At 72.0% G+C, this 25,894-nt stretch carries 22 protein-coding genes; 18 read left to right on the top strand and 4 right to left on the bottom strand.

All coding sequences use genetic code 11. The annotated features are described in order from the left end of the window. A partial coding sequence (locus BLR04_RS34665) for an XdhC family protein (RefSeq protein WP_176903432.1) occupies positions 1 to 662 on the top strand: 662 nt, incomplete at its 5' end. Then, positions 659 to 1,234 (top strand): nucleotidyltransferase family protein, encoded by a 576-nt coding sequence (locus tag BLR04_RS34660; RefSeq protein ID WP_176903431.1) that lies wholly within the window; start codon positions 659 to 661, stop codon positions 1,232 to 1,234. The genes BLR04_RS34665 and BLR04_RS34660, both read left to right, overlap by 4 nt. On the opposite strand, the gene BLR04_RS34655 is transcribed toward BLR04_RS34660, so the two are convergent. Further along, on the bottom strand, positions 1,220 to 2,107 hold the full coding sequence (locus tag BLR04_RS34655; protein ID WP_090773335.1) for an endonuclease/exonuclease/phosphatase family protein: 888 nt from the start codon (positions 2,105 to 2,107) through the stop codon (positions 1,220 to 1,222). The two genes, BLR04_RS34660 and BLR04_RS34655, sit on opposite strands and share 15 nt — an antisense overlap. 93 nt (positions 2,108 to 2,200) lie before the next feature. Between BLR04_RS34655 and BLR04_RS34650 the strand changes: the two genes are divergently transcribed. The 7 genes from BLR04_RS34650 (at position 2,201) to BLR04_RS34620 (ending at position 9,115) form a co-directional block, all read left to right on the top strand. After that, on the top strand, positions 2,201 to 3,244 hold the full coding sequence (locus BLR04_RS34650) for an LLM class F420-dependent oxidoreductase (protein ID WP_090773333.1): 1,044 nt from the start codon (positions 2,201 to 2,203) through the stop codon (positions 3,242 to 3,244). 145 nt (positions 3,245 to 3,389) lie between these two features. Beyond that, entirely contained in the window at positions 3,390 to 4,895 is a 1,506-nt protein-coding gene (locus BLR04_RS34645; protein WP_090773331.1) for a serine/threonine-protein kinase, read from the top strand. Positions 4,896 to 5,135: 240 nt separating this feature from the next. Continuing rightward, positions 5,136 to 5,696: an elongation factor P gene (gene efp, locus BLR04_RS34640; RefSeq protein ID WP_090773329.1), complete on the top strand. Its 561-nt coding sequence runs from the start codon at positions 5,136 to 5,138 to the stop codon at positions 5,694 to 5,696. 1 nt (position 5,697) lies between these two features. Beyond that, positions 5,698 to 6,108: a transcription antitermination factor NusB gene (nusB, locus tag BLR04_RS34635; protein WP_090773327.1), complete on the top strand. Its 411-nt coding sequence runs from the start codon at positions 5,698 to 5,700 to the stop codon at positions 6,106 to 6,108. A gap of 318 nt (positions 6,109 to 6,426) precedes the next feature. Further along, positions 6,427 to 7,164 carry a methyltransferase domain-containing protein gene (locus BLR04_RS34630; RefSeq protein WP_245740857.1) on the top strand — a complete coding sequence of 246 codons (738 nt, stop codon included), beginning with the start codon at positions 6,427 to 6,429 and terminating at the stop codon, positions 7,162 to 7,164. Between the two features lie 70 nt (positions 7,165 to 7,234). Then, on the top strand, positions 7,235 to 8,476 hold the full coding sequence (locus BLR04_RS34625; protein WP_090773323.1) for a DNA polymerase IV: 1,242 nt from the start codon (positions 7,235 to 7,237) through the stop codon (positions 8,474 to 8,476). Between the two features lie 228 nt (positions 8,477 to 8,704). Continuing rightward, on the top strand, positions 8,705 to 9,115 hold the full coding sequence (locus tag BLR04_RS34620) for a DUF3040 domain-containing protein (protein WP_090773360.1): 411 nt from the start codon (positions 8,705 to 8,707) through the stop codon (positions 9,113 to 9,115). 60 nt (positions 9,116 to 9,175) lie between these two features. Here the strand turns inward: BLR04_RS34620 and BLR04_RS34615 are convergent, their stop codons facing one another. From BLR04_RS34615 to BLR04_RS34605, 3 genes are read right to left on the bottom strand one after another with little or no spacing between them, the layout of a single operon-like run. Continuing rightward, entirely contained in the window at positions 9,176 to 11,599 is a 2,424-nt protein-coding gene (locus tag BLR04_RS34615) for a transglutaminase TgpA family protein (RefSeq protein WP_090773321.1), read from the bottom strand. Beyond that, entirely contained in the window at positions 11,596 to 12,858 is a 1,263-nt protein-coding gene (locus BLR04_RS34610) for a DUF58 domain-containing protein (protein ID WP_090773319.1), read from the bottom strand. Before BLR04_RS34610 ends, BLR04_RS34615 begins: the two co-directional genes overlap by 4 nt. Then, positions 12,855 to 13,904 (bottom strand): AAA family ATPase, encoded by a 1,050-nt coding sequence (locus BLR04_RS34605; RefSeq protein WP_425413466.1) that lies wholly within the window; start codon positions 13,902 to 13,904, stop codon positions 12,855 to 12,857. Before BLR04_RS34605 ends, BLR04_RS34610 begins: the two co-directional genes overlap by 4 nt. Before the next feature lie 396 nt (positions 13,905 to 14,300). Here BLR04_RS34605 and mraZ point away from each other — a divergent pair, with 396 nt between their 5' ends. From mraZ to ftsW, 9 genes are all read left to right on the top strand, one after another. Continuing rightward, entirely contained in the window at positions 14,301 to 14,732 is a 432-nt protein-coding gene (gene mraZ / locus BLR04_RS34600) for a division/cell wall cluster transcriptional repressor MraZ (protein WP_090773358.1), read from the top strand. A gap of 224 nt (positions 14,733 to 14,956) precedes the next feature. After that, complete coding sequence (gene rsmH / locus BLR04_RS34595) at positions 14,957 to 15,922, top strand: 16S rRNA (cytosine(1402)-N(4))-methyltransferase RsmH (protein WP_090773315.1); 966 nt, start codon at positions 14,957 to 14,959, stop codon at positions 15,920 to 15,922. Next, positions 15,912 to 16,439: a hypothetical protein gene (locus BLR04_RS34590; protein WP_090773313.1), complete on the top strand. Its 528-nt coding sequence runs from the start codon at positions 15,912 to 15,914 to the stop codon at positions 16,437 to 16,439. The genes rsmH and BLR04_RS34590 overlap by 11 nt, the downstream gene beginning before the upstream one ends. Positions 16,440 to 17,317: 878 nt before the next feature. Further along, positions 17,318 to 19,048, top strand: a complete 1,731-nt coding sequence (locus BLR04_RS34585) for a peptidoglycan D,D-transpeptidase FtsI family protein (RefSeq protein ID WP_090773312.1) — start codon at positions 17,318 to 17,320, stop codon at positions 19,046 to 19,048. A gap of 40 nt (positions 19,049 to 19,088) precedes the next feature. Beyond that, entirely contained in the window at positions 19,089 to 20,618 is a 1,530-nt protein-coding gene (locus tag BLR04_RS34580) for a UDP-N-acetylmuramoyl-L-alanyl-D-glutamate--2,6-diaminopimelate ligase (protein ID WP_090773310.1), read from the top strand. Then, positions 20,618 to 22,192 carry a UDP-N-acetylmuramoyl-tripeptide--D-alanyl-D-alanine ligase gene (locus BLR04_RS34575; RefSeq protein ID WP_245740854.1) on the top strand — a complete coding sequence of 525 codons (1,575 nt, stop codon included), beginning with the start codon at positions 20,618 to 20,620 and terminating at the stop codon, positions 22,190 to 22,192. The genes BLR04_RS34580 and BLR04_RS34575 overlap by 1 nt, the downstream gene beginning before the upstream one ends. Then, a complete protein-coding gene (gene mraY / locus BLR04_RS34570; protein ID WP_090773308.1) occupies positions 22,189 to 23,247 on the top strand; it encodes a phospho-N-acetylmuramoyl-pentapeptide-transferase in 1,059 nt (352 codons plus the stop codon). The genes BLR04_RS34575 and mraY overlap by 4 nt, the downstream gene beginning before the upstream one ends. Then, positions 23,244 to 24,620, top strand: coding sequence for a UDP-N-acetylmuramoyl-L-alanine--D-glutamate ligase (gene murD, locus BLR04_RS34565; protein WP_245740852.1), 1,377 nt, complete (start codon positions 23,244 to 23,246; stop codon positions 24,618 to 24,620). Before mraY ends, murD begins: the two co-directional genes overlap by 4 nt. Then, a complete protein-coding gene (gene ftsW, locus BLR04_RS34560; RefSeq protein ID WP_176903430.1) occupies positions 24,604 to 25,893 on the top strand; it encodes a putative lipid II flippase FtsW in 1,290 nt (429 codons plus the stop codon). The genes murD and ftsW overlap by 17 nt, the downstream gene beginning before the upstream one ends. The last annotated feature ends 1 nt before the right edge of the window (position 25,894 follow it).

The following is a 25,894-nucleotide window of genomic DNA, read 5'->3' as shown; positions in this document are numbered from 1 at the left end:
TGGCTCGGCTGGACGACGCCGTGGACGACGACGCCCGCGGCATGCTGGCGCAGGGCGTGACGGGGTTGCGGCGTTACGGGCCGCAGGGGGAGCGGCGGTTGGACGATCTGGCGGTGTTTGTGCAGGCGTTCGCGCCGCCGCCGCGGATGCTGGTGTTCGGGGCGATCGACTTCGCCGCGGCGGTGGCCAGGGTGGGCAAGTTCCTGGGTTATCACGTCACGGTGTGCGACGCGCGGCCGATCTTCGCGACGGCCCGGCGGTTCCCCGAGGCCGACGAGGTGGTGGTGAGGTGGCCGCACGACTACCTGGCCTCGGTCGAGGTGGACGAGCGCACGGTGATCTGCGTGCTGACCCACGACCCGAAGTTCGACGTGCCGCTGCTGGAGGTGGCGTTGCGTACCGATGCGGGCTATGTGGGGGCGATGGGGTCGCGGCGTACGCACGAGGACCGGCTCGCGCGGTTGCGTGAGGCGGGGTTGAGCGAGGAGGAGCTGGCGCGGCTGCGCTCGCCGATCGGGCTGGACCTGGGGGCGCGTACGCCGGAGGAGACGGCGGTGTCGATCGCCGCGGAGTTGATCCAGCTGCGGTGGGGCGGTTCTGGACGCCCGCTGGCGACGACGGAGGGCCGCATCCACCACGAGACCCGCCCGGAGACCCCATGAGAGCTCCCGAAGTGGCCGGGCTGTTGCTCGCCGCAGGCTCCGGCTCCCGGCTGGGCCGGCCCAAGGCACTGGTCGAGTACGCGGGCGAGCGGCTGGTCGACCGGGGCGTGCGGCTGCTGGAGGAGGGCGGCTGCCATCCCGTCGTCGTCGTGCTCGGCGCCGCCGCCGTCCAGGTCCGCGGCGCGGTGACGGTGCGCAACCCCGACTGGGCCTCCGGCATGGGCTCGTCGCTGCGCGTGGGGCTCGCGGCGCTGCCCCCGCAGACCAGGGCCGTGGTGGTGGCGCTGGTCGACCAGCCGCTGATCGGCCCTGGCGCGGTGCGCGAGCTGATCGTCTCCGGCGCCGACCTCGCGGTCGCCACGTACGGCGGCCGCCGCCGCAACCCCGTGCTGATCGGCAGGGAGCACTTCGCCGGGGTGGCCGAGCTGGCCGTCGGGGACGTCGGGGCCCGCCCCTACCTCGCGGCGCACCCCGAGCTGATCACCGAGGTGCCCTGCGACGCGTACGGAGACCCCGCGGACATCGACACCCCCGAGGACCTGGGCCTGCTGACGCGCTCACAGACGGAGTGAGGCGATCGCGGCCCGGTGGTCGCTGCCCGTGGCGGGAGCCACGCCGGCCTTGGTCGCGGTCATGCCGCGGAACAGGATGTGGTCGGGCCGGGTGATCGGGAACTCGGCCGGCCAGGTGAACCCGAACCCGTCGCCCGCCACCCGCTGGGCGTCGGTCAACGGCGGCGTCAGGCCGCGCATGCCGCGGTCGGTGGTGGCGGTGTTGAGGTCGCCGAGCAGCAGGACGCGCTTGCTGTGGTCGGCGTCGATGAGCCGGCGGGCCTGCGCCAGGGTCGCGTCGCGCGACGTGGTCTGCCCGGGCCTGGCCGAGGCCAGGTGCATGACGTAGACGGTCACCTTGCCCTTGGGGGTGGTGACCACCGCGCGCAGCGCCCGCGGCCAGCCCAGGCCGACGTCGATCGGACGGGCGTCGCTGATGGGGTAGCGGCTCCACAGCCCGACCGTGCTGACCGGGTAGCGGTACTTGAACATCTTGTTGAGCTGCTTGGCCGCCGGGCCGCCGCTCGTCAGCTCCTGCGCGGCCAGCAGGTCGAGGTCTTTGGCGACCGTGCGTACGGCCTCGCCGGAGGCGTTGTTGCGCACGCCCACGTTGATCGTGCCGACGGCCAGGTCGCTCGGGCCGCCAGGAGGGGTGCTCAGCAGCGTGGAGCCGAACATCGCGGCCCACACCACGCCGGGCACCAGCGCCGCGAGGGCGGCCGCGGCGGAACGTGCCATCGCGGCCGCGGCGAGCAGCAGCGGGACCGTCAGCCCGACCCACGGCAGCAGGCTCTCCAGGATGGGCGTGAACCCGCCGAAGGCGGGGATCAGGCTGTGCCCCGCCAGGGCCACGGCCACGACGGCCGACACGATGACGACCACCCGACTCAGCACCCGATCAAACTTAGTGGCTGCCGCCCCGCTACGCCGACGCGATAACCTGTTCGCGTCTCAACGGAACATCATTCGGTTCACTGGGAGCCCAGCATGCGGATCGGGATGGCACTCAACTACTCGGGCGGCTTCAAGGAGACCGTCGCCGAGCTGGCCGACTACGAAAAGGCCGGGCTGGACATCGTGTTCGTGGCCGAGGCGTACTCGTTCGACGCCGTCAGCCAGATGGGCTACATCGCGGCGAAGACCGAGCGGCTGCAGATCGCCTCCGGCATCCTGCCCATCTACTCCCGTACGCCCACGCTGCTCGCCATGACGGCGGCGGGTCTCGACTTCGTCTCCGACGGGCGCTTCACGCTCGGCATCGGCGCCTCGGGGCCGCAGGTGATCGAGGGGTTCCACGGGGTGCCGTACACCGCGCCGCTGGGACGTACGCGGGAGGTCATCGAGATCTGCCGCAGGGTTTGGCGGCGCGAGCGCCTCGAGTACGCCGGCAACCACTACACGCTGCCGCTCCCGCCCGACCGCGGCACCGGCCTCGGCAAGCCGCTCAAGCTCATCAACCACCCGGTACGCCCGCGCATCCCGATCGTGGTCGCCGCCATCGGCCCGAAGAACGTCGAGCTGACGGCCGAGCTGGCCGAGGGCTGGGAGCCGATCTTCTACCTCCCGGAGAAGGCCGCCGAGGTGTGGGGCGGCTCGCTGGCTGCGGGCAAGGCCAGGCGCGACCCCGAGCTGGGCGAACTCGACGTGATCGCCCAGGCGACGCTGGCCGTGGGCGACGACGTGACGGGGCTGCGCGAGCTGGGCCGGCCGATGGCGGCCCTGTATGTCGGCGGCATGGGCGCCAAGGGCCGCAACTTCTACAACGACCTGGCCCGTCGCTACGGCTACGAGAAGGAGGCCGAGCAGATCCAGGACCTCTACCTGGAGGGCAAGAAGGACGAGGCGGCCGCGCTCGTCCCGGCCGAGCTGCTGGAGCGGACGTCGCTGATCGGCAGCGAGGGCTTCGTGCGCGACCGCGTCCAGGCGCTGAAGGAGTCGGGCGTGACCACGCTCAACGTCGCGCCGCTGGGCAGGACGCACGAGGAGCGGGTGAAGCTGATCGAGAAGATCAAGGAGATCGCCGCGGCCTGACGGAGGCCTCTCTCAGGGGCGGGGGCCGGCGTTCGCCGGTTTCCCGCCCTTCGTGTGCCGGGACGCGGGACGATCGGGGGCGACGGAGCCCGTTTGGGGCCTATGGTTGGGCACAAGTTCCTGATATTTGAGCATTGGCGGGGATATGTCCGACGCGACGCCGTCCTTGGTCGCTGACCGGTACCGGCTCGACGAACGCATCGGCAGCGGGCCGATGGGCGACGTGTGGCGGGGCTACGACACCCGGGCCGACTGGGTCGTCGCCGTGAAGGTGCTGCGCGCCAGGGCGGCGGGCGCCGCCACACGCGAGGTGCTCAGGCAGCACGCCCAGACGGTGGCCAGGGTGATCCACCCGAACGTGGCCATGGTGCTGGACGTCGGCGACAACGAGGGCGCTCCGTTCCTGGTGATGGAGTTCCTCACCGGCCTCAGCCTCGGCGAGGAGCTCGCCGCCCGCGGCCCGCTGCGCATCGTCGAGGTGTGCGACCTGATCGGGCAGGCGGCGGCCGGGCTCGACGCCGCGCACCGCGCCGGCGTGGTGCACGGGAGGGTCGACCCCGACAGCTTCCGTATGGCCGCGAGCGGGGTGCTCAAGGTCGTCGGATTCGGCATGGACGAGCGCGAGACCGCCTCAGGCAGCAGCCGGTACGTGGCCCCCGAGCGGGGCGTCGGTGAGGCCGCGCAGGCGCCCGGCGACATCTACGCGCTCGGCTGCGTCGCCTACGAGCTGCTGTGCGGGCGGCCGCCCTCCGAGGGTGCGCCCCAAGGGCCGCCCGTTCCGCCCAGCGCGATCAGGCCCGAGGTGAGCGCGGAGCTGGACCGGCTGGTGCTGGCCATGCTCGCGGAGGACCCCGCGAGACGGCCGGCGAGCGGCGAGGCGATCCGCCGGGCCCTCGCAGCCATCGCCCGGCCGCGTCCCGCCGCGCCGGTCACCGGCGCCTCCCTGCGCGACCCCGGCTTCGCGGCGCCCCCCGGCGTACCGGGGCACGGCGCTCCAGGCCCGCAGCAGTTCGGGCCCGGGCCGCAGCCGCGTGCCGGTGACACCGCGGTCATGCAGGCCGTCGACCTGGGCCCGGAACCCGGGCAGCGGCCGAACCGCAAGCTGGCCCTGCAGCTCGGCGCCGCCGTGCTCGCCATCGTGCTCGTGACCGTGGTCATGGTGATGGTCGCGGGCTCGCGCGAGGAACAGCCGCTCGCCGTGCCCACCACCGTCCCGACCACCGTGCCCGCCACCGCCCCCACGGTGGCGGAGCTCGAGACCCTCCCGACGCCCGAGCCGCAGCCGTCCCAGTCCCTCGTGAACAGTTACGGACCCGGCGGCGAGCCGACCGCCCTGCGCGAGACGGCCCCTCCCAAGGGGAGGATCGGCGAGTCCGTGCCGCCGGGCGGATGGAACGAGTGGACGCGGGCGTTCGACGACTCGCTGATGGCCCAGCAGCGCATGGGCGGCATCGACCCCCGCGTGGCCGGCAAGGCCCGCGACAAGCTGAGTAAGGCGGCACGGCGCGTCCGTGACGGCCGGCCGGAGGCGTCGCTCCACGAGATCACCGACGTCTACCGCGACCTCGAGCGCGCCCAGCGCGAGGGCCGCATGGACCCAACAGGACCGGCGTCGGACTTCATGCGGGACTGGAGCCTGCCCGGCCGCTAGGGCGAGCGGACGGCCGCGAGGGAGGCCCCGAGATCAATGGGCCGTTCCTGGGCCCTTCACGGACCGCTAGACTAGAGGATCGAGTTCCGATCACCGCTGAGCCTGGGGTCTACCTTCCGGGCCGGGGCGGGGTTCGCATCGAGGGCACTCTCGCGACACGTGTGGGCGGGCCGGAACTTCCACGAAGACGACCAAGAAGCTGCTCGTCCTGAAGAGCGGCCGCACCCAGGAGAAGAACGAGTGGCGACGACCAACGACCTCAAGAACGGCATGGTGCTGAAGCTCGAGGGCGGTGACCTCTGGAGCGTTGTCGAGTTCCAGCACGTCAAGCCGGGCAAGGGTGGCGCGTTCGTGCGCACCAAGCTCAAGAACGTCCTCTCCGGCAAGGTCGTCGACAAGACCTTCAACGCCGGTGTCAAGGTCGACGTGGCCAACGTCGACAAGCGTGAGATGCAGTTCTCGTACAAGGACGGCGACGAGTTCGTGTTCATGGACACCGAGACCTACGACATGGTCAACGTGCCCGCCGCCACGGTCGGCACCGCCGCCAACTACATGCTGGAGAACACCCTGGCCACGGTGGCGTTCAACGAGGGCGCCGCGCTCTACGTCGACCTGCCCGCCGCCGCCGAGCTGACCATCGCCAACACCGAGCCGGGCCTGCAGGGCGACCGCTCCACCGGCGGCACCAAGCCGGCCACGCTCGAGACGGGCGCCGAGATCAAGGTCCCGCTGTTCATCACCACCGGCGAGAAGGTCAAGGTCGACACCCGCACCGGCGAATACCTCGGCCGGGCCTGAGGTGTCGGCACGCGGTAAGGCGCGCAGACGAGCACTCGACATCCTCTTCGAAGCCGAACTGCGTGGCGAGGATCCCCTGAAGATCCTCGCCGAGCGCGTGACCCGGCAGGAGCCGCCGGTCAACGAGTACACCTCGGCGATCGTCGAGGGTGTCGCCCGGCACCACGCGCGCATCGACGAACTGATCACCACCTACGCAGAGGGCTGGACCCTCGACCGGATGCCCGCCGTCGACCGCAACCTGCTGCGGGGCGGCACGTACGAGCTGCTGTGGATGCCGGACGTGCCCGAGGGCGTGGTCATCAGCGAATGGGTGCACCTGGCGGGCGAGCTGTCCACCGATGAGTCGCCGCAGTTCGTCAACGGGCTGCTGGCGCGCTTCAAGCAACTCAAGCCAAGCCTCACCCTTTAGACACCCTTTTTGGGCGGACCGCGACCCCGGTTCCGGGGTACGTTCCAACCACGGCCCGTCCCCCGGGCCGGGAAGCCGTACGGTGAAGGGCGCGTCACCAGCCGCGACGCGCCCTTCGCCATGCCCGGACCCCTTCGCCAGGGGCCGGCGCGTGACGCCTCCCGAGGTTTCGCTACGGGTCTGCCAGGAGGGGAGCGGGCGCTCCCGCGTACGGCGTAGGCTGGGCCCGTCCGCGAAGAGAGCCGTTCGCGAAGTGCGCGTTCGCGAGGGCGCCGTCGCGAGGAAGAGGGAGGCGAGCCGACGTTGCGTGCAGAAGGCGTGACGAGGACCCCGGCGGTGCGCACCGCCGTCGTGTGGGACGCGTTGCGGTCCGTGCTGGCCGAGCGTACGGCGGCCACCGGCCGTGAGTCGCTCGACATCGTCGACGCGGGCGGCGGCACCGGCGGGTTCGCCGTGCCCCTCGCCGTGCTCGGGCACGCCGTCACGGTCGTCGACCCGAGCCCCGACTCGCTCGCCGCGCTGGAGCGCCGGGCCAAGGAGAAGGGCGTGGGCGTGCGCGCCCTGCAGGGCGACGCCGCCGACCTGGGCGAGCTGCTGCCGTCCGACGCCGCCGATCTCGTGCTCTGCCACAGCGTGCTCGAATACGTCGAAGACCCGATCAGCGCGCTCAGCGCGGTCGCGGGCGTCCTGCGCCCCAGCGGCGTGATCAGCGTGCTGGCCGCCAACCCCGTCGCCGGCGCCATCCACCGGGCGCTCGCCGGGCAGTTCGACGACGCCAGGGCCGTGCTCGCCGATCCCGGCGGCAGCTGGGGAGACCGCGACCCCACGCCCCGGCGCTACACCGCCGACACGCTCGTCGAGCTGCTGTCCTCCACGGGGTTCGCCGTCGGAGCCGTCCAAGGGGTGCGGGTCTTCACCGACCTGGTCCCGAGCCGGCTCGTCGACGCCGACCCGCGGGCCGCCGAGGCACTGGCCGCCCTGGAGCAGGCCGCCGCCACCCATCCCGTGCTGCGTGACGTCGCCACGCAGCTGCACGTCCTGGCACACCGGAGCTGACAGCAGGGGAAGGACGACGTGACGGACACACCTCGCGGTATAGAACGCCTGTTCGGATAGAATCGACGGCGTGTCCCGCAAGCAGATCACCGGCATCGGCCCCGTCCCGCAGACCGGGGCCGATGACAGCGGCTGCCCGATCCTCCACGTCGACATGGACGCCTTCTACGCCAGCGTCGAACTGCTCGAACGTCCCGAGCTGCGCGGCCGTCCGGTGATCGTGGGCTCGACCGCCGGGCGCGGCGTCGTGCTCAGCGCCACCTACGAGGCGCGCGCCTACGGCGTCCACTCGGCCATGCCGATGAGCCGGGCGCGCCGGCTCTGCCCGCAGGCCACCGTCATCCCGCCCCACCACGGCAAGTACGCCGAGGTGTCCCGGGGCGTCATGGAGATCTTCCACACGATCACCCCGCTGGTGGAGCCCATCGCCTCCGACGAGGCGTTCCTCGACGTCGGCGGCGCCAGGCGCAGGCTCGGTTCGCCCGCCGTCATCGCCGCCATGATCCGCGAGCAGGTCCTCGACCGCTACGGCATCACCTGCTCGGTCGGTGTGGCCCCGAGCAAGTTCGTCGCCAAGCTCGCCTCCAAGCAATGCAAACCCGACGGGCTGCTCGTGGTGCCGGACGGCGAGGTGGTCGACTTCCTCCACCCGCTGCCGGTGTCGGCGCTGTGGGGCGTCGGCGAGCGCACCGAGCAGAGCCTCGTCCGGCTGGGCATCCGTACGGTCGGCGACCTGGCCCGGGTGCCGCCCGCCACCCTCCGTCGCGAGCTGGGCCAGGCGGCCGGCGGCCACCTGGGGGCGCTCGCGTGGGGGCGTGACGAGCGCCCGGTGAGCGCCCACGTGCCCGACAAGAGCATCGGCAACGAGGAGACGTTCGCCACCGACGTCGACGACCCCGAGGTGATCCGGCGCGAGCTGCTGCGGCTGTCGGAACGGGTGGCCGCCCGCATGCGTAAGGCCGGTCACGTGGGAAGGACAGTAAGTGTGAAGCTTCGCCGGGCCGACTTCTCGACGATCACACGCTCGCGCACGTTGCGCGAGCCGACCGACGTGGCCCAGGTGATTTTCGCCACCGCCTGCGAGTTGTTCGCCGCGGCCGGTCTCGAACGGGTGCGGTTGCGCCTGGTGGGGGTCAGGATGGAGAACCTTCGGCCGGCCGCCGAGGCCGCCCGCCAGCTGGGTCTGGGTGAGAAGGAGACCGGCTGGCGCGAGGCGGAGCAGGCCATGGACAAGGCGATCCGGAGATTTGGCCCCGACGCGGTGCTCCCAGCATCCCTCGTACGTGGCAAGCTTGATGAAATAGAGACATGACGTTGATGTCCAGATTTGCGAGGGCGTCTGTGTCACGATTTTGGGGTAAGGGGGGCGAGATGGTCCACAATAGAGCTGTGACGTCACCTCCGGTTTGGTCTGCGTTGGACGTTTGCTTTCGCCTACGTCTACAGCCTCGTATTCTGGGGATGACCGACCGCGAGGTTCGGACACCCCGTGTCGTCCGTTGCCGTCTTCCCCGTCCTGGGGCCGTCCTTGGGAGGCGCCGTGCCGCTCTCTGAGCACGAGCAGCGCTTGCTCGACCAGATCGAGCAGGCCCTCTACGCCGAGGACCCGAAGTGGGCCAACACCGTAAGGATCAGCGACCCGCGCAGCCATTACAAGCGTCGCCTGGTCAAAGCCACCGTCGGCTTTGCCCTCGGCGTCGTCATCATGATGGTCGGCGTGGTGTTGAGTGGCGCCGCCCTGATCCCGCTCGGCGTCGGCGGTTTCGTGGTCATGCTCGCCGCGTGTCTGTGGGGTCTGTCCAGCTGGAAACGCATGAACGGATTCGGTGACTCCGCCGCCCCCGCCCCAGGCCAGGCCGCCCCTCCGGGCAGGCAGGCCCGCCGGAGCAACCGGGGCACCTTCATGGAGCGCATGGAAGAGCGCTGGCGCCGTCGTCACGACGAGCGCTGACCTCTGCACACACGAACGTGCGGCCGGCCCTCGAGGGGGACGGCCGCACGTTCGTTGCGGTCAGGAGCCCTTCTGAGCCGCGGTCCACCGCAGCCTGATGGTCTCCAGCAGGTCGAACCCGTCGAGCAGGCGCTCGCCGAAGCCGCGCAGCCGGCGCAGCGTCGACGGCGGCAGCAGCACTGCCCGCACCCGCCGCCCGCGTGGCACCCAGGCCGCCAGGGCCTTGCGCACGGTGCGCAGGTCCTGGCGCATCGGCCCGATCCGGCCCGGGTTCCTGGCGTACAGCACCCGCTCCACCGCCGCGGCGATCGACGCGAGCGCCGCCGCCGGGTCGTCCTCGAGCTCGTACTGCTCCGCCAGGCGGCGGGCCAGCGCCCGCGGGCTCTCGCTGGGCACCCGCGCTATGCCGTAGTCGTAGAGCAGGTCGTCCAGTTCCGCCCACGCGGCCACCACCGCCGACGGCTGCCGGCCCGGTGACGCCGTCGCCGCCCGGTCGCCGGACGGCTCGGCGTCGTCGCGGCCCAGGCTGCGCACCCGCCGGGTCCTCGTGACCAGCCGTATCGCGGCGGGGATGAGCAGCACCAGCGCCAGCGCCGCGGCCCCGATGCCGATCATGCCGATCAGCGGCATCGACTCGTCGACGTCCACCGTCCCGGCCGCGGCCTGCCCCTCGGCCTCCAGCTCGCGGATGTTGCGCCGGGCCTGAGGGTCCTGCGGCGTGTCGTCAGCGACGCTCGACGCGCCGCTCGTCGGCGCCGCCGTCGCCACCGCCGTCGCCTCGGGCCTGGGCTGCGAGTACTCCGGGACACGAGCGCTGCCCTGGCCGGCGGCCCCCGCAGGGGTCGGCTCGAACGGCAGCCAGCCCACGCCCTCGAAGTACAGCTCCGGCCAGGAGTGCGAGTCGTTCGTGCCGACCGACCAGCGGCCCGCGAGCTGCACGCCGCCCGTGTAACCGATGGCCACCCGCGACGGGATGCCCACCAGCCTGGCCAGCACCGCCATCGAGGCGGCGAACTGCTCGCAGTAGCCCGCCCGGTCACGCAGCAGGAAGTCGCGCAGCGCCGAGGCGCTGTGCCCCTGCGTACGCAGGTTGTAGGTGAAGCCGCCGTCCGTGGTGAAGAACCGCTGCAGCGTCACCGCCGCCTCGTACCGGGACCCGGCCTCGGCGGTGAGGTCGGCGGCGAGCTGCCGGACCTCGGGCGACAGGCTGTCCGGCACCTCGAGGTAGCGCGGGTCCACGTTCGGCTCGCGGTCGCCGATGGAGTCGAGCAGGTCGGCGGTCGGCTGCGGCTCGCTCGTCTGGACCTGATACTCCAGGCCGGCGGCCTCCTCACGGGTGGAGAAGACCATCAGGGTGTCGACGTCGGCCCGCCAGTCGCCGTCCACCTGGATCTGCCGCGGCGGATAGGGCAACGGCAGGAAGGCCAGCCGTTCGATCTGGTCGCTGATCCTGATGTCGGTGACGACGTTCTTCTTCGGGGTGCCCGCCCCGAGACCCGTGGGCTCGGGAAGGGGACCGTTGTCGGTCCGGTTCTGCGGCGCGCCCTTCGGCTCGGTCATGCCGAACTGCTGGCCGTCGAACGTGTCCAGCGCGTAGATGCGCAGGTAGCGCGGGATGTTGTCGCTGTTGGTGTAGCTGAGCACCTCCTGCGGCTCCGGCAGCTCCAGCTGGCCCTTGAGGTTGGCGATCGGGTTCGGGATGCTGATCGAGTTGCCGCGTCCCGCTCCCGTGCCGCCCACGCCGAAGGTGAAGAACGACACCGGCTCCATCGCCGGCAACAGGGCCGGCAGCAGCACCGCCATCGCGATCGCGGCGAACCCGATGCGCTTGCCCGACAGCCGCAGTCCGTTCGCCGGCATGGACCCCGCCGCCGGCGGGCCCGCCGGCACCCGGGTACGGCGCACCAGCACCGCCCTGCCCCAGCGGCCCACGCGCTCGTGCCCGTCGGCGACCAGCAGGCCGATGAAGCCCAGCGCGGCCAGGATGAACGCCGGCCAGCTGATGGGGTCGGGCAGGATCGTCGCCGGCACCATGGCGAGGGCCAGCAGCGGCAGCCCGGCCAGCGCGGCCCGCCGCAACCGTACGGCGAACAGGTCGACGACGATCGCGATCAGCGCCACGCCGCTCGCGGTCAGCAGGGTGATGCCCTCGGTGTCCGGCACCGGGGCGGCGTAGCGCTGGATGTCCGCCCACCCGACGCCGAGCAGCCGGACCAGCTCCACGACCGACTCCTTGGTCGGCACGAGCAGCGCCCACGCCTTGTCGGAGGTGAAGGCGAAGGTCAGATAGATCCACGTCACGGCCAGGCCCACGAGCGGAGCGGCCCACGCGGGCAGCGCCAGGCGGCTGCTCAGCAGGCCCGCCCCCATGACGGCGAGCACCGCGCCGAGCGACGTCCAGAACCAGTTGCCGCCCCCGAAGAGGGGGGAGAGCAGGAACGCCGCCGTGAAGGCCGCGGCTCCCGAGGCGATCGTCAGTCTCATGCCGCGCCTCCCGCGGGGTCGAGCACGTACCTGCCGCGGTTGGCGGCCTCCCGCCAGACGGACGAGATCGGGACACCGGCGGGCAGCCGGACGATGCGCCAGCCGGATCCGGCGAGGATGGTCTGCGCCGCCTCGAAGTCCTCCGCCGTGCTGCGGTCGCTGCCCTCCCAGGTGCTCAGGTCGAGCAGCACGGCGACGGCGGTGATGCCGCTGTGCCGCAGCTTCGCCAGCTCCCGCGCCTCCTCCGGGTCGAGCGCGCCGACCACGGCCACGATGAGCCCGTCGCCGCCGCCCTGGCGCAGGGCGGAGACGCCCATCTCCAGGGAACGGGCGGGGCTGTGCCGGACGATGGCCAGCGTGTCGAGCAGCGAGTGGCTCACGCTGTTGTCGGCCAGGTGCTCGGTGCCCTGGTCGGTCACCAGCCGCAGGCCGAGGCCCTCGCGGGCCAGGTGCACGCCGATCGAGGCAGCGGCCGAGACCGCCGTCTCGAACGACGAGCGCGGCCCCTCGCCGCGGTGGGCGTGCCGGCGGGTGTCCAGCAGGAGCGCGCCGCGGCTCTGCCACTGCTGCTCCTCGCGGCGCACCATCAGCTCGCCGCGGCGCGCGGTCGAGCGCCAGTGGACCCGCCGCAGGTCGTCGCCCTGCCGGTACTCGCGCGGTGCCACGTCGTCGTCGCCTGCCGCCGCCACACTCCGCGTACGGCTCTCACCCCCGCCCGACCACTCGCCCGACAGCCGTACGTGGGGCAGCGCCGTCACCTGCGGCGTCACCACGAGCGTGTCGCTGATCGTGAAAGAACGGGTCAGCTCGACCAGCCCGAACGGGTCGGCGATGCGAATGGACAGCGGGCCGATCGCGAACTTGCCGCGCAGGTCGGAACGGACCCGGTAGTCGATCTCCCGCACGCCCTTCGGCTCGACCCGGTCCAGCACGAACCTCGGCCGCACGCCCAGCGCGTACGGCACCGTGTCCTCGATGAGCAGCAGCCCCGTGGGCAGCCGGGTGACGTTCTCCAGCCGCAGGGTCACGGTTGCCTCCCCGCCCACCTCCGCCCTGGGCGGGTCGAGACGCCGCGCGCAGCTCAGCCGGTAGCGCGTCCGGGCCACCACCATCGCGGCCAGCAGCGGCAGCGCGGTCACGAGAACGCCGATCCTGAACAGGTCGTTCTCGCCGAGCAGCACGGCCATTACCAGCGCGGCGATCCCGGACGCGAGGAACGACCTGCCCCGTGAGGTCAGCGCCCGCAGTCCGGCACTCACGACGCTCGCGTCTCCGGCACCGGTACGCGCCTGACCAGTTCGCTCACGACGTGCTCGGGCAGGCGGCGCTGCCCCTGGGCCTCGACGCTGGGCAGCAGCCGGTGGGCCAGCACCGGGATCGCGAGGTCCTGCAGGTCGTCGGGGATGACGTAGTCGCGGCCGGCCAGCGCCGCGTGCGCCCTGGCGGCGCGTACGAGCTGCAGCGTGGATCTCGGGGAGGCGCCCAGGCGCAGGTCGGGGGAGTGGCGGGTGGCGACGACGAGGTCGATGGCGTACTTCTTGACCGCCTGGGAGACGTACACGCCGCGGACGGCCTCGATGAGGGCGCGCACCTCCGCGGTCGTGGCGACGGGCTCCAGCTCGTCGAGGGGCGAGGTGCCCCCGTGCACGTCGAGCATCTCGAGTTCGGCGGTGGGCTCGGGGTAGCCCATCGCCACGCGTGCGGTGAAACGGTCGCGCTGCGCCTCGGGCAGGGGGTAGGTGCCCTCCATCTCGATGGGGTTCTGGGTGGCGATCACCATGAAGGGAGCGTCCAGTCGGTAGGTGTCGCCGTCGACCGTCACCTGGTGCTCCTCCATGCACTCCAGCAACGCCGACTGGGTCTTGGGGGAGGCGCGGTTGATCTCGTCGCCCACCACGATGTTGGCGAAGATCGGCCCGGGTTTGAATTCGAACTCCCGCGTCTGCTGGTTGTACGCGCTCACTCCGGTGATGTCGCTGGGCAACAGGTCAGGGGTGAACTGCACCCGGCGTACGGGACAGTCGATCGAGCGGGCGAGCGCCTTGGCCAACATGGTCTTGCCGACGCCGGGGACGTCCTCGATCAGGAGGTGCCCTTCGGAGAGCAAGACGGTCAACGTGAGGCGGACGGCGTCGCTCTTGCCCTCGATCACCGATTCGATGGCCGTCCGAATGCGGTGCGCGGTGGAGACCAGCTCGTCGAGCTGGGGAGGGACGTCATGGGTAACTGCCACCAGGCCTCCATGAGAAGTGCGCCGGCTGACCCGTGAGATGCCATTGCCGGAGCCATGCCATTCCTTTTCCATTGTCTGTACGACCCTACGACGCTGGGGGTTCTAGAGCGACATTTGTGGATAGGTAACGCAACCCCCGTTTAGTGCGCCTCTTCTCGCATACAGGGCCGAACTTCACGACTCGTGCGGCAGGTGTTCGCTCCACATTCCTCCACCGGTGGCCTTCCGAACGCCCGCGTCCCCTTATTCCACGGGTCTTTCAAACCGCCGACACGCCCACGGGCGGGGGCCGCCCGCGCGCCGCCCTCCACTCCGCTCCATCGCGCTGACCTGCGGTAACGCATCGGAAACCGATGATGAAGACGGTTCGAATCAGTTGACGGTGGGGAGAAGTGGAGTATGGTGGTGCGCAGTGGAGGGCAGGTGCACCAGCGCTGAGCGCTTCACGAGGCACGGGAGGTGGGGCCGGTGTTCCTCGGCACCCATCAACCGCGTCTGGACGACAAGGGACGGCTGTTCCTGCCGGCTAAGTACCGTGAGGAGCTGGCGGAGGGTCTTGTGATCACCAAAGGCCAGGAGCGATGCCTCTACGTGTTTCCCGTGGAGGAGTTCCAGCGCATTACCGAGGCTCTCAGCACCGCCCCGGTCACCGCCAAGGCGGTCCGTGACTACAGCCGCGTCTTCTTCGCCAGCGCGTCCGACGAGAAACCGGACAAACAAGGTCGCATCACGATCCCGCAGGGCCTGCGCCAGTACGCGGGTCTGGAACGTGACTGCGTCGTCATCGGGGCCAACACCCGGCTGGAGATCTGGGACGCGAAGGCCTGGGACACCTATCTCAACGAGCAGGAACAGGCGTTCGCCGACCTGTCGGAGGAGGTGCTGCCAGGGATCCTGTGAAGACCGCGGTCGATCCGTCGGTGACGTCGTTCGGCGAGGTCTCCACCCGCAACCACTGTCCGTCAGCTGATGCACCTTCCCCGGTGTCAGATGGCGGGCTCCACGAAGAGGGTGCGGATGGGGACCTGGCCGGACGGCACCGGGTGGGGACTCAGGAAACGACCGATGAGACGATCGCATGACGCGTCATCCGCGAGCCAAGGACGCGAGAGGGGGGTTCGGTGATGAACGACACCATAGGTACGGGTGGTCACGTTCCGGTGATGCTCGACCGCGTTCTGGAACTGCTCGGCCCGGCGCTGACGGGGCCCGAGCCGGTCGTCGTCGACGCCAACCTCGGTCTCGGCGGCCATTCGCAGGCCCTGCTGGACGCCCATCCGCAGCTGCATCTGATCGGCATCGACCGCGACCCCTTCGCCATCGACCACTCCACGCGCCGGCTGAGCCCGTACGCCGACCGCATCACGCTCGTCCACGCCTCGTCCGGCGACCTCGCCGAGGTGCTGGCCCGCGCTGGGCGCACCACGATCGACGGCGTGCTGTTCGACCTCGGCGTCTCCTCGCCGCAGCTCGACGAGGCCGAGCGCGGGTTCGCGTACTCCTACGACGCGCCGCTCGACATGCGCATGGACACCTCGCAGGAGCTGACCGCCGAAGAGGTGGTCAACACGTACTCCGGGGCAGAACTCACACATATCCTGCGCGATTACGGCGAGGAGCGCTTCGCCGGCCGGGTCTCGGGCCTTATTCTCAAGGAGCGCGCGAAAGAACGCATCACGTCGACCAAGCGGCTGGCGGAGATCGTGCGCGAGGCGATTCCCGCGGCGACGCGGCGCACCGGGGGCAACCCCGCCAAACGGACTTTCCAAGCGCTGCGCATCGAGGTGAACGCGGAGCTGTCCGCCCTGGAGGCGGCGTTGCCCGCGGCGCTCGACGCGCTCGCGCTCGGTGGGCGAGCGGTGGTGCTCTCCTACCACTCACTCGAGGACCGGCTCGCCAAGCAGGCCCTCACGGCGCGAACCAGGGACACCAGCCCGCCAGGGCTGCCCGTCCCGCTGCCGGCGCACCAGCCGAGGTTCCGCCTGCTGACGAGGGGAGCCGAGCTCCCAAGCGACGAAGAGCTCGCCCGCAACCCGCGGGCGGCCTCGGCCCGGCTGAGGGCGGCAGAGAGGATCCGTGTTGACGACTGAGCAGGAGACCGGCCGGGGTGCGCCCGTCCGCCGCGTCGCCCAGAAGACGGGGACGCGACGGACCACGACGCAGCCCCGCACCACGCCGCGTCCCCGTCCCGCCGCGCGCGCCGAGGCGGACGTGAAGACCGCGCGTGCCGGCGCCGGGGCGAAGAGCCCGGCCGCCGAGCGTCCCGCGACCCCGCGGCGCGGCCCCGCGCCGCGCCGGGTTCCGGCGCGCCGGCAGCGGGCGCCGTTCGTGCTGCTCGTCGTCGGTCTGCTCTGCGGTGGCCTGGTGAGCCTGCTGCTGCTCAACACCATGCTCGCCCAGGACGCCATCACCGACGCCTCCCTGCGCAAGGAGATCTCGGTGGCGCGCCTGGAGAACGAGAAGATCAACCTCGAGTACCAGCGCAAGACGCAGCCGAACGTCCTGGCCGAGATGGCCGAGAAGCAGGGCCAGCACCGCGACTGGGACGAGGTCAACAGCTGGACCAGCGCGGGCGACCAGGCCAGCCGGGTGGACACGGAGCGGTGAGGGAATCAGGCGGCAGGGGGCAGGGGCCCGGCCGCGGCACCGGCGGCGCCGGCTCTCAAGGAGGGCCCGGCGCCGCTCGTCGTACGCAGGGTGGACCAGGGCGCGCGGGACGCCAGGGTGGCGGCTCCTCCCGCTCCGACGGGACGGGCCGCCCTTCGTCGCCGGACACCCCGCCGCGCCGCCCGCCGGAGCGGTTCGACCCGTTCGACCTGCCGTTCGGACGTGACGCCGCCGACCGCGGCAAGCGGCCCCAGGACCCCGCAGACGAGGGGCGCGGCCGTCCCCGCGACGACGACGCCCGCCGCGGCGGATCCGGCGGCTCACGGCGCGGCGCGGGCGACGACGCGCGCCCGCGCTCCGACACGAACGGCCGGGCGAGCAAACGCCCGAACGACGACCGCGCGAAGGGCCGTCCGGCGCAGGGCAGGGACTCGGGGGAGCGGTCACGCGGCCGCGCCCCCCAGGGCCGTGACGGCGCCGAGAAGCCGCCCGGACGCGCCGGGCGTGACGGCGACGGCTCCTCGGGGCGCGGCCGGCAGGGCCGCGACAGCGGATCGCCGCCCCGCGGGAGCGGCTCCTCGGCGCGCGGCGCCGCCGCCCGAGGCGGCGCCCCGCGCGGGCGTGAGGACGGTCCGGTACGCCGTACCGGGACGGGTGCGTCCGCACCCCGGGCGGGTAGTACGCCCGGATCCCGGACGGGAGCCCGTGAGCAGACGCCCGGGCAGCGGCCGGGAGAGCGCCAGGCGAGCACCGCGTCGCGGCAGCGGGCGGGGGCGCGTCAGGAAGGGCACGAGCCGAGGCGGCGCGGTGGGGACGTCCCGCCGCCCCGCGGTCCCGGCCGGCCCCCCAGGCCGCCGCGCCCGCCGAAGCCGCCGCTCATGCTGCGTCTCGGCAATCCGCGACGGCGCATCAACATCGGCATCATCGGCATGACGTTCGTCCTGTCGATCTTCGCCGGCCGGCTGATCCAGATGCAGGGCCTCGACTCCAAGGTGTACGAGGCCGCCGCGGCCCGCCAGCGCCAGCACGTCGCGGAGATCCCCGCAAGGCGAGGCTCGATCACCGACGTCAACGGCCACGAGCTGGCCGTCACGGTCGAGGCCCGCGAGCTGTCGATCGACCCCACCAAGGTGCCCGCTGCCAGCCGCCCGGCCGTCGCGCGGGTCCTCGCCCAGCAACTCGGCAAGAGCGAGCAGGACATCGCCGCGAAACTGGCCAAGACCGACACCCGCTACCAGCTCCTGGCCCGCGACGTCGATCCTGTCGTGTCCACCAGGCTGATGCAGGCCGGCATCCCCTCGCTGTCCGCCGAGAAGACCTACCGCCGGCTCTACCCGGCGGGCGACCTCGCGGGCAGCCTCATCGGCTTCGTCGGCGACGAGGGCACCGGCCTCGGCGGCATGGAGCAGATGCAGAACTCCGTGCTGGCCGGCCGCGACGGCGAGCAACGGGTCGAGACGGGCCGCGACGGTCAGCGCATCCCGATGACGAGCAGCCAGCGCGAGGCTCCCGTCGACGGCCGCGACATCAGGCTGACCATCGACCGCGACATCCAGTGGGCCGCCCAGAAGTCGATCGCCGACCAGGTGCGCGCGTCCGGCGCCGACAGCGGCGCGGTGATCGTCATGGACGTCCAGACGGCGCGGATCGTCGCCATGGCCAACGCCCCCGAGCTCGACCTGAACAACTGGCGCAAGGCCCCCGCGTCCAGCTACGTCAACAAGGCCACGGCCGAGGTCTTCGAGCCCGGCAGCACCAACAAGGTGATCACCGCCGCCGCCGCGCTGGAGGCCGGCGCGGTCACGCCCGACACGGTCTACCGCGTGCCCGACAGCATCAGGTGCGCCGACCGGGTGCTGCGTGACGCCCACGCGCACAAGGTGGAGTCGATGACGTTCCGCGAGGCCATGGCGCAGTCCAGCAACGTGGCCACGATCATGGCGGCGCGCAAGATCGGCAGCGGGCGGCTGTACCAGATGCTCAAGGCCTTCGGCTTCGGCACCAGGCCGGGCGGCGGGTTCCCGAACGCCGAGGCCGGCCTGCTGCCCGACTACCGCAAGTGGTCGGGCAGCCAGAACTGCACGGTCGCGTACGGTCAGGGAGTGTCGGTGACGGCGCTGCAGATGGCCAGCGTCTACCAGACCATCGCCAACGGCGGCGTCAAGATCGAGCCGCAGATCGTGGCCGGCGCCACCGACGGCTCGGGCAGGTTCGTGCCCGCTCCCGCAGGTAAGCAGACCAGGGTGGTGAGCGAGACGACGGCCAAGGAGATCACGACGATGCTGGAGAGCGCGGTCGGCGCGGAGGGCACCGGTCAGCTGGCGGCCATCCCCGGCTACCGGGTGGCGGGCAAGACGGGCACCGCCGACCGCTACGATGCCGACCTCGGCCGTTACAACGGCTACACGGCCTCGTTCGTCGGGTTCGCGCCCGCCGACAAGCCCAGGCTCGTGGTGCTGTCGGTGGTGCAGAATCCCCGGAAGGGCCATTTCGGCGGGCAACTCGCTGCCCCCGTCTTCAAGGATGTGATGACGTTCGCCATCAAGAGCAGGAAGATTCCACCGACCGGCTCCGACGCCCCGCCGGTGCGGGCGCGCGCGGGACAGTGACCAGGGAAGGTACGCTCTCGCCGTGCGTCCCCCGTCGTCCATGCGCCCCATGTCGAGCTCGCCCCGCCCGCTGACCGGGCTGGCCACCATGCTCGACGCCGATTCCGGCTCCTCGCGCTCACCTCACGCCGCTCTGACCGGCGTCACCATCGACTCCCGCAACGTCATGCGCGGAGACCTCTACGTGGCTCTGCCGGGCAGTCAGGTCCACGGCGCCGCCTTCGCCGCCGACGCGATGGCGAGCGGCGCGGTGGCCGTGCTCACCGACCCGGCCGGCCGCGAGGCGGCCGTGGCCACCGGGCTTCCGGTGCTCGTCGTACCCGACCCGCGCGCCGTCCTCGGCCAGGTCTCCTCGTGGGTGTACGGCCAGCCGGCCCACGACGTCCAGGTGCTGGGCGTCACCGGCACGAGCGGCAAGTCCACCACCACCTACCTGCTGGAGGCGGGCCTGCGGGCCGCCGGCCACCGTACGGGTCTGGTGGGCGGCGTCGAGATCAGGGTCGGCGACCTGCGCTTCCAGCCCACGCACACCACGCCGGAGGCGTCGGTGCTGCACGGCCTGTTCGGCCTGATGCGCGAGGAGCGCGTCACCGCCGCCGCCATGGAGGTCTCCAGCCACGCGCTCGCGCTCGGCAGGGTCGACGGCGTCTTCTACGACGTCGCGCTGTTCACCAACCTGTCGCAGGACCACCTCGACTTCCACAAGGACTTCGACGACTACTTCGCGGCCAAGGTGCGGCTGTTCCAGCCCGAGCTGAGCCGCGTCGGGGTGACCAACGTCGACGATCCGTACGGGCGTGAGCTGCTCGGGCTCGCCAAGATCCCGATGACGACGTTCTCGGCGCTGGGCGACCCCGACGCGCAGTGGCGGGCGCTGGACGCCCGCCTCGGCGCCGACGGCAGCGCCTTCCGGGTGGTGGGCCCCGGCGGGGTCGAGGCCGACGCCCAGATCTCGCTGCCCGGCCCGTTCAACGTCGCCAACGCGCTCGGCGCCATCGTGACGCTCGTCGAGGCGGGCGTGCCGCTCCAGACGGCCGTGCACGGCGTCGGGACCCTGACCGGGGTGCCGGGCCGGATGCAGCGCATCACGGGCGCCGACGACGACTTCCAGGCCGTCGTCGACTACTCCCACAAGCCGGGTGCCGTCGAATCGGTGCTGCGATCGCTGCGGGCCGTCACGGCGGGGCAGCTGATCATCGTGCTCGGCTGTGGCGGCGACCGAGATTCGGGTAAAAGGCCCATCATGGGAGAAATCTCCGCCAAACTGGCTGATGTGGCTATCTTCACGAGCGACAATCCCCGTTCCGAGGATCCGCTGGCCATCCTCGCGGCGATGATGGACGGGGCGCTCCACGTTCCGCAGCACGACCGCGCTCATGTGATCATTGAGCCCGACCGCGCGGCCGCCATCGGTCAGGCGATCGCCAGGGCCGGGCACGGCGACGTGGTCGTCGTGGCCGGTAAGGGCCACGAACAGGGCCAGTACGTCTCTGGCGAGGTGATCCCCTTCGACGACCGCGACGTGGTCGCCGAAGCGATCGACGCACGCAAGGAAAGCAGGAAGCACTAATGATCCCGTTGCCTCTGGCCAGGATCGCCGAGATAACCTCGGGCGCCCTGTCGGGCATGGCCGATCCCCGCGCTGTCGTGCGCGGGCCCGTCGTGATCGACTCGCGGGCCGTCGAACCGGGATCCCTCTTCGTCGCCATCAAGGGCGCGCGGGTCGACGGTCACGACTACGCCGCGCAGGCCGTCCGCGCCGGAGCCGTCGCCGTGCTGGCCACCCGGCAGGTCGACGCCCCCTCGGTGATCGTGCCCGACGCCGCCGCCGCGCTCGCCGCGCTCGCCACCGCCCAGCTGCGGACGATGCCCCAGGCCACCGTGATCGGCGTGACCGGCTCGGCCGGCAAGACCAGTACCAAAGACCTCCTGGCCCGGCTCACCGCCCGCATCGGCGCCACCGTCGCGCCCGCCGGCAGCTTCAACAACGAGCTCGGCCATCCGCTGACCGTGCTGCGGTCCGACGCCGACACCCGGTTCCTGGTGCTGGAGCTCGCCGCCCGCACCATCGGCCACATCAGAGACCTCACCCACATCGCGCCGCCGCAGATCGGCGTGGTCCTCAACGTCGGCACGGCCCACCTCGGCGTGTTCGGCGGCAAGGAGGCCATCGCCCAGGCCAAGGGCGAGCTGGTCGAGGCACTGCCGGCCACCGGTGTGGCGGTGCTCAACGCCGACGATCCGCTGGTGGCGGCCATGGCCGACCGTACCGAAGCGCGGGTCACGTGGTACGGGCGCGGCGAGTCCGCCGTCATCCGGGCGGACGACGTCGTGATGGACGAGCGCGGGCGCGCCTCCTTCACGCTGCGCACGCCGTCCGGCGACGCCCCGGTCTCGCTGCAGCTGTACGGCGCCCACGCGGTCGAGAACGCCCTGGCGGCCGCCGCGGCGGGCTACGAGCTCGGCCTGCCGGTGACCATCATCGCCGAGGAGCTGTCGCAGGCCACGCCGCGCAGCCGGTGGCGGATGGAGGTCACCGACCGGCCCGACCAGGTGACGATCGTCAATGACGCGTACAACGCCAACCCCGACTCCATGCGGGCCGCGTTCGAGATGTTCGGCGTGCTCGGCGAGGGGCGGCGGCGCTTCGCGGTCATCGCGGCGCTGCGGGAACTCGGCGACGACGGTCCGGCGCTCAACACCGAGCTCGGCCGGATGGCCGGCGCGGCCGGGCTCGCGGGCCTGATCGTGGCAGGGCCGGACGCCGAACCCGTCCTGCGCGGCGCCCACGCCACCGCCCAGGCCTCCACCCATGTCCCGTTCCCGGCGTCCCACCCCTGGACACCGGCCGCGTACGACGCCGGGCGTGAGATGGCCGCGGTGGGCGGAGCGCCACCAGGACCCGGCGCGGGTCCCGGCGGCACAGCGCCGAGCGCGGCCCCCGCCGAGCCGGTGACGGGCCCCGTGGGCGCGGTGCCGCCGCAGGCCCAGGGGACGTGGATCGTGCACGTGCCCGACGCCGAGGCGGCCGCGGCCCAGCTGGCCGGCCGGCTGCGTCCCGGTGACGCGGTGCTGATCAAGGGACCGAGGGCCATGGGCCTGGAGCGGACGGCCGAGCTGCTGCTCGGAGGTGCCGCACAGTGACCAACATCATCATCGCCGGCGCGGTGGGCCTGATCCTCTCCATGCTGGGCACCCCGCTGGCGATCCGGCTGTTCTCGCGGCGCGGCTACGGCCAGGAGATCCGCGAAGAAGGTCCCTCCGGCCACCAGGGCAAGCGGGGCACCCCCACCATGGGCGGTACGGTCATCGTGCTGGCCGCCCTGTTCGCCTACGGCGCCTCCCACCTGGCGCTGCTCGACCCGCCGACGGTCTCGGGCCTGCTCGTGCTGTTCCTCATGACGGGGCTCGGCGCGGTCGGCTTCCTCGACGACTTCATCAAGATCTACAAGCAGCGCAGCCTCGGCCTGCGCAGCGGTGCCAAGGCCCTCGGCCAGCTCGTCGTCGGCGCGGTCTTCGCCTTCATGGTGGTGCGCGAGCCCAACGTGTACGGCATCACCCCCGCCGAGACCCGCGTGTCGTTCCTGCGCGACATCGGCCCGTCGATCGGCATCGTCGGCTTCACCATCTGGGTCCTCATCATGATCGTCGGGTTCTCCAACGCGGTGAACCTCACCGACGGCCTCGACGGCCTGGCCAGCGGCGCCACCGGCGCGGTGCTCGCCGCGTACGTGCTGATCGGCAACTGGCAGCTGCGCAACAACTGCATCGACCAGCTCGGCCCCAACTGCTACTGGGTACGAGATCCGCTCGACCTCGCCGTGGTCGCCGCCGCGGTGCTGGGGGCGCTCATCGGCTTCCTGTGGTGGAACGCCCCGCCGGCGCGCATCTTCATGGGCGACACCGGCTCCCTCGCCCTCGGCGGCGTGCTGGCCGGCCTGGCCATCGCCACCCGCACCCAGCTCCTGCTGATCATCCTCGCCGGCCTGTGCGTGATCATCACCCTGTCGGTCATCATCCAGGTCGGGTTCTTCAAGATGACCGGGAAACGCGTGTTCCGGATGGCGCCGCTGCAGCACCACTTCGAGCTGAAGGGCTGGGCGGAGACCACGATCGTGGTCCGCTTCTGGCTGATCGCGATGTTGTGCGCGGCGCTCGGGCTCGGGCTGTTCTACGTCGAATGGATGCCGAGGGCATGAGTCTCACCTGCGTCGCCGGACTCGGGGTGTCGGGTGTCGCCGTGGCCAGGGTGCTGGCCGCGCGCGGCGAGCGCGTCGTGGTCGTGGAGTCGGTGGAGGGCGAGCGCCAGCTCGCCGCCGCCGCCGAGCTGGCGCGGGCCGGCGTGCAGACCCGGTTCGGGGAGCTGACGCTGCCCGAGGGCACGACGCGGCTCGTCACCACCGGATGGGCGCCGCACCACCCGCTCGTCGCCGCCGCGCTGCGGGCCGGCGTCGAGGTCGTGGGGGAGGTGGAGCTGGCCTGGCGGCTGCGTCCCGCGCAGGCCGCCCCGTGGCTGGCGCTGACCGGCACCAACGGCAAGACCACCGCCGTACGCATGCTCACCTCGATCCTGCTGGCCGCCGGGCGCAAGGCCCTGGCCGTGGGCAACGTGGGCGTGCCGGTGGTGCAGGCCGTCGGCGAGCCGTACGACGCGCTGGCCGTCGAGCTGTCCAGCTTCCAGCTGCACTGGTCGGGCACACTGGCCCCGCACGCCGCCGCCGTACTCAACGTGGCCCCCGACCACCTCGACTGGCACGGCTCCCTGGAGGAGTACGCCGCCGCCAAGGGCCGCATCTTCGAGCGCGCCGGCACCGTGATCTACAACGCCGACGACCCCGAGTGCACCCGGCTGGCCGCGTCCTACCCGGGCGCGGTGGGGTTCACCCTGCGGGCGCCGCGCAGCGGTCAGCTCGGCCTGGTGGAGGACCTTCTGGTCGACCGCGCGTTCGTGGCCGACCCGGTCGAGGCGGCCGAGGAGCTCGCCACGTTCGACGACATCCGCCCGTTCGCGCCGCACAACGTGGCCAACGCGCTGGCCGCCGCCGCCCTGGCCCGCTCGCTCGGCGTGCCGGCGGAGGCAGTGCGGCAGGGGCTGCGCGACTTCGTGCCCGACCCTCACCGCCTGTCGCACGTCGACCGGGTCGACGAGGTCGACTACGTCGACGACTCCAAGGCGACCAACCCGCACGCGGCGGCCGCGGCCCTCGCGTCGTACCGGTCGGTGGTGTGGGTGGCGGGCGGACTGCTCAAGGGCGCCGACGTCGACGACCTCGTCCGCGGGGCCGCCCCGAGGCTGCGCGGCGCGGTGCTGCTGGGCGCCGACCGCGCGCGGATCGCCGAAGCCATCGCGCGACACGCGCCGAATGTCCCCGTCGTGGACATTGCGGATCGCGAGACTGGTGCGATGGAAAGAGTCGTCACCGAAGCCGCCCGGCTGGCCTCGCCCGGGGACACCGTGCTGCTCTCCCCGGCGGGGGCCTCCCTGGACATGTTCGCCAACTACCCGGCCAGGGGGGAGGCCTTCGCGCGTGCCGTACGCGGGCTGAGGGCGCGGCGTGAGCACGAGCGCTGAGGAGCGGACGCGGCCGGCCCCGCGCGCGCAGGAAGGGCCGGGCAGCTGGGCCCGCGAGCAGCTGGGCGCGCTGAAGGAGCTGCTCGACAAGCCGCTGACCACGTACTACCTGATCATCATGTGCAGCGCGCTGCTGCTCGCGCTCGGGCTGATGATGGTGCTGTCGGCCTCCAGCATCGAGGCGCTGCAGCTGACCGGCAGCCCGTTCTCGTGGTTCATCAAGCAGTCGCTGTCTGCCGCGCTCGGCGTGCCCCTGATGTACGTCTGCTCGCGCCTGCCGGTCAAGTTCTTCCGCTGGGCCGGCTACCCGCTGATGGCGCTGTCGTTCCTCGCCCTGATCATGGTGCTGTTCATCGGCTCGTCCGAGCTGGGCGCGCAGCGGTGGATCTACATCGGCGATTTCACCATCCAGCCGTCCGAGCCGGCCAAGCTCGGGCTCGTGCTGTGGGGGGCCGACCTGCTGGCCAGGCGGGCGAGGCAGGGGCGCATCGAGTGGCGGCAGCTGCTGATCCCGCTGATGCCCGGCACCGCGATCCTGGCCGTCATGGTGATGCTCGGCCGTGACCTCGGCACCACGCTCGTGCTCTTCATGATCTTCCTGGCGCTGCTGTGGGTGGTGGGGGCGCCGGTCAAGCTGTTCGGCGGCATCCTGGCGCTGGCGGTGCTGGCCGCGGTCATCATGATCAGAGTGGAGCCGTACCGGATGGACCGGATCGGCGCCTTCCTCGACCCGTGGGCCGACGCGCAGGGCGCGGGCTACCAGGCCGTCCAGGGACAGATCGCGATGGGCTCCGGCGGCTGGTTCGGGCTCGGGCTGGGCAGCAGCCGGCAGAAGTGGAGCTGGCTGCCGCACGGCGAGAGCGACTTCATCTTCGCCATCCTCGGCGAGGAGCTCGGGCTCGCGGGCACCCTGATGGTGGTGGCGCTGTTCGGGCTGCTCGGCTACGCGGGCCTGCGCGTGGCCGTACGCGTCAACGACCCCTTCATCCGGCTCTCGGCAGCCGCCATGGTCGCCTGGATCGTCGGGCAGGCCACCGTCAACATGGGTGCCGTTCTGGGTGTCCTGCCGATCACCGGCATCCCGCTGCCCCTGGTCTCCTACGGCGGGTCGGCGCTTCTCCCCACATTGGCGGCGCTCGGCATGCTGCTGTCGTTCGCCAAACGAGAACCAGGAGCGCGCGAGGCCCTGGCCGCTCGTGGCCCCGGGGCGGTCGCCCGGGGCCTAAGCTGGCTGGGCCTGGGGGGTATGACCAGAGGTCGAATGACACGTTAGG

Origin of the sequence: Nonomuraea maritima (assembly GCF_900100395.1) — a bacterium.
In the GTDB taxonomy this organism is placed as follows: domain Bacteria; phylum Actinomycetota; class Actinomycetes; order Streptosporangiales; family Streptosporangiaceae; genus Nonomuraea; species Nonomuraea maritima.
Note: the sequence above shows the minus strand (reverse complement) of the source record. Positions and strands in the feature narration are given on the sequence as shown.

Bases quoted from the DNA above. Each gene is read 5' to 3' on its own strand.
- BLR04_RS34660 (WP_176903431.1), top strand. From the start codon at position 659: ATGAGAGCTCCCGAAGTGGCCGGGCTGTTGCTCGCCGCAGGCTCCGGC.
- BLR04_RS34650 (WP_090773333.1), top strand. From the start codon at position 2,201: ATGCGGATCGGGATGGCACTCAACTACTCGGGCGGCTTCAAGGAGACC.
- BLR04_RS34645 (WP_090773331.1), top strand. From the start codon at position 3,390: ATGTCCGACGCGACGCCGTCCTTGGTCGCTGACCGGTACCGGCTCGAC.
- BLR04_RS34615 (WP_090773321.1), bottom strand. From the start codon at position 11,599: ATGAGACTGACGATCGCCTCGGGAGCCGCGGCCTTCACGGCGGCGTTC.
- BLR04_RS34605 (WP_425413466.1), bottom strand. From the start codon at position 13,904: ATGGAAAAGGAATGGCATGGCTCCGGCAATGGCATCTCACGGGTCAGC.
- rsmH (WP_090773315.1), top strand. From the start codon at position 14,957: ATGAACGACACCATAGGTACGGGTGGTCACGTTCCGGTGATGCTCGAC.
- BLR04_RS34585 (WP_090773312.1), top strand. From the start codon at position 17,318: ATGCTGCGTCTCGGCAATCCGCGACGGCGCATCAACATCGGCATCATC.
- BLR04_RS34580 (WP_090773310.1), top strand. From the start codon at position 19,089: ATGCGCCCCATGTCGAGCTCGCCCCGCCCGCTGACCGGGCTGGCCACC.
- BLR04_RS34575 (WP_245740854.1), top strand. From the start codon at position 20,618: ATGATCCCGTTGCCTCTGGCCAGGATCGCCGAGATAACCTCGGGCGCC.
- murD (WP_245740852.1), top strand. From the start codon at position 23,244: ATGAGTCTCACCTGCGTCGCCGGACTCGGGGTGTCGGGTGTCGCCGTG.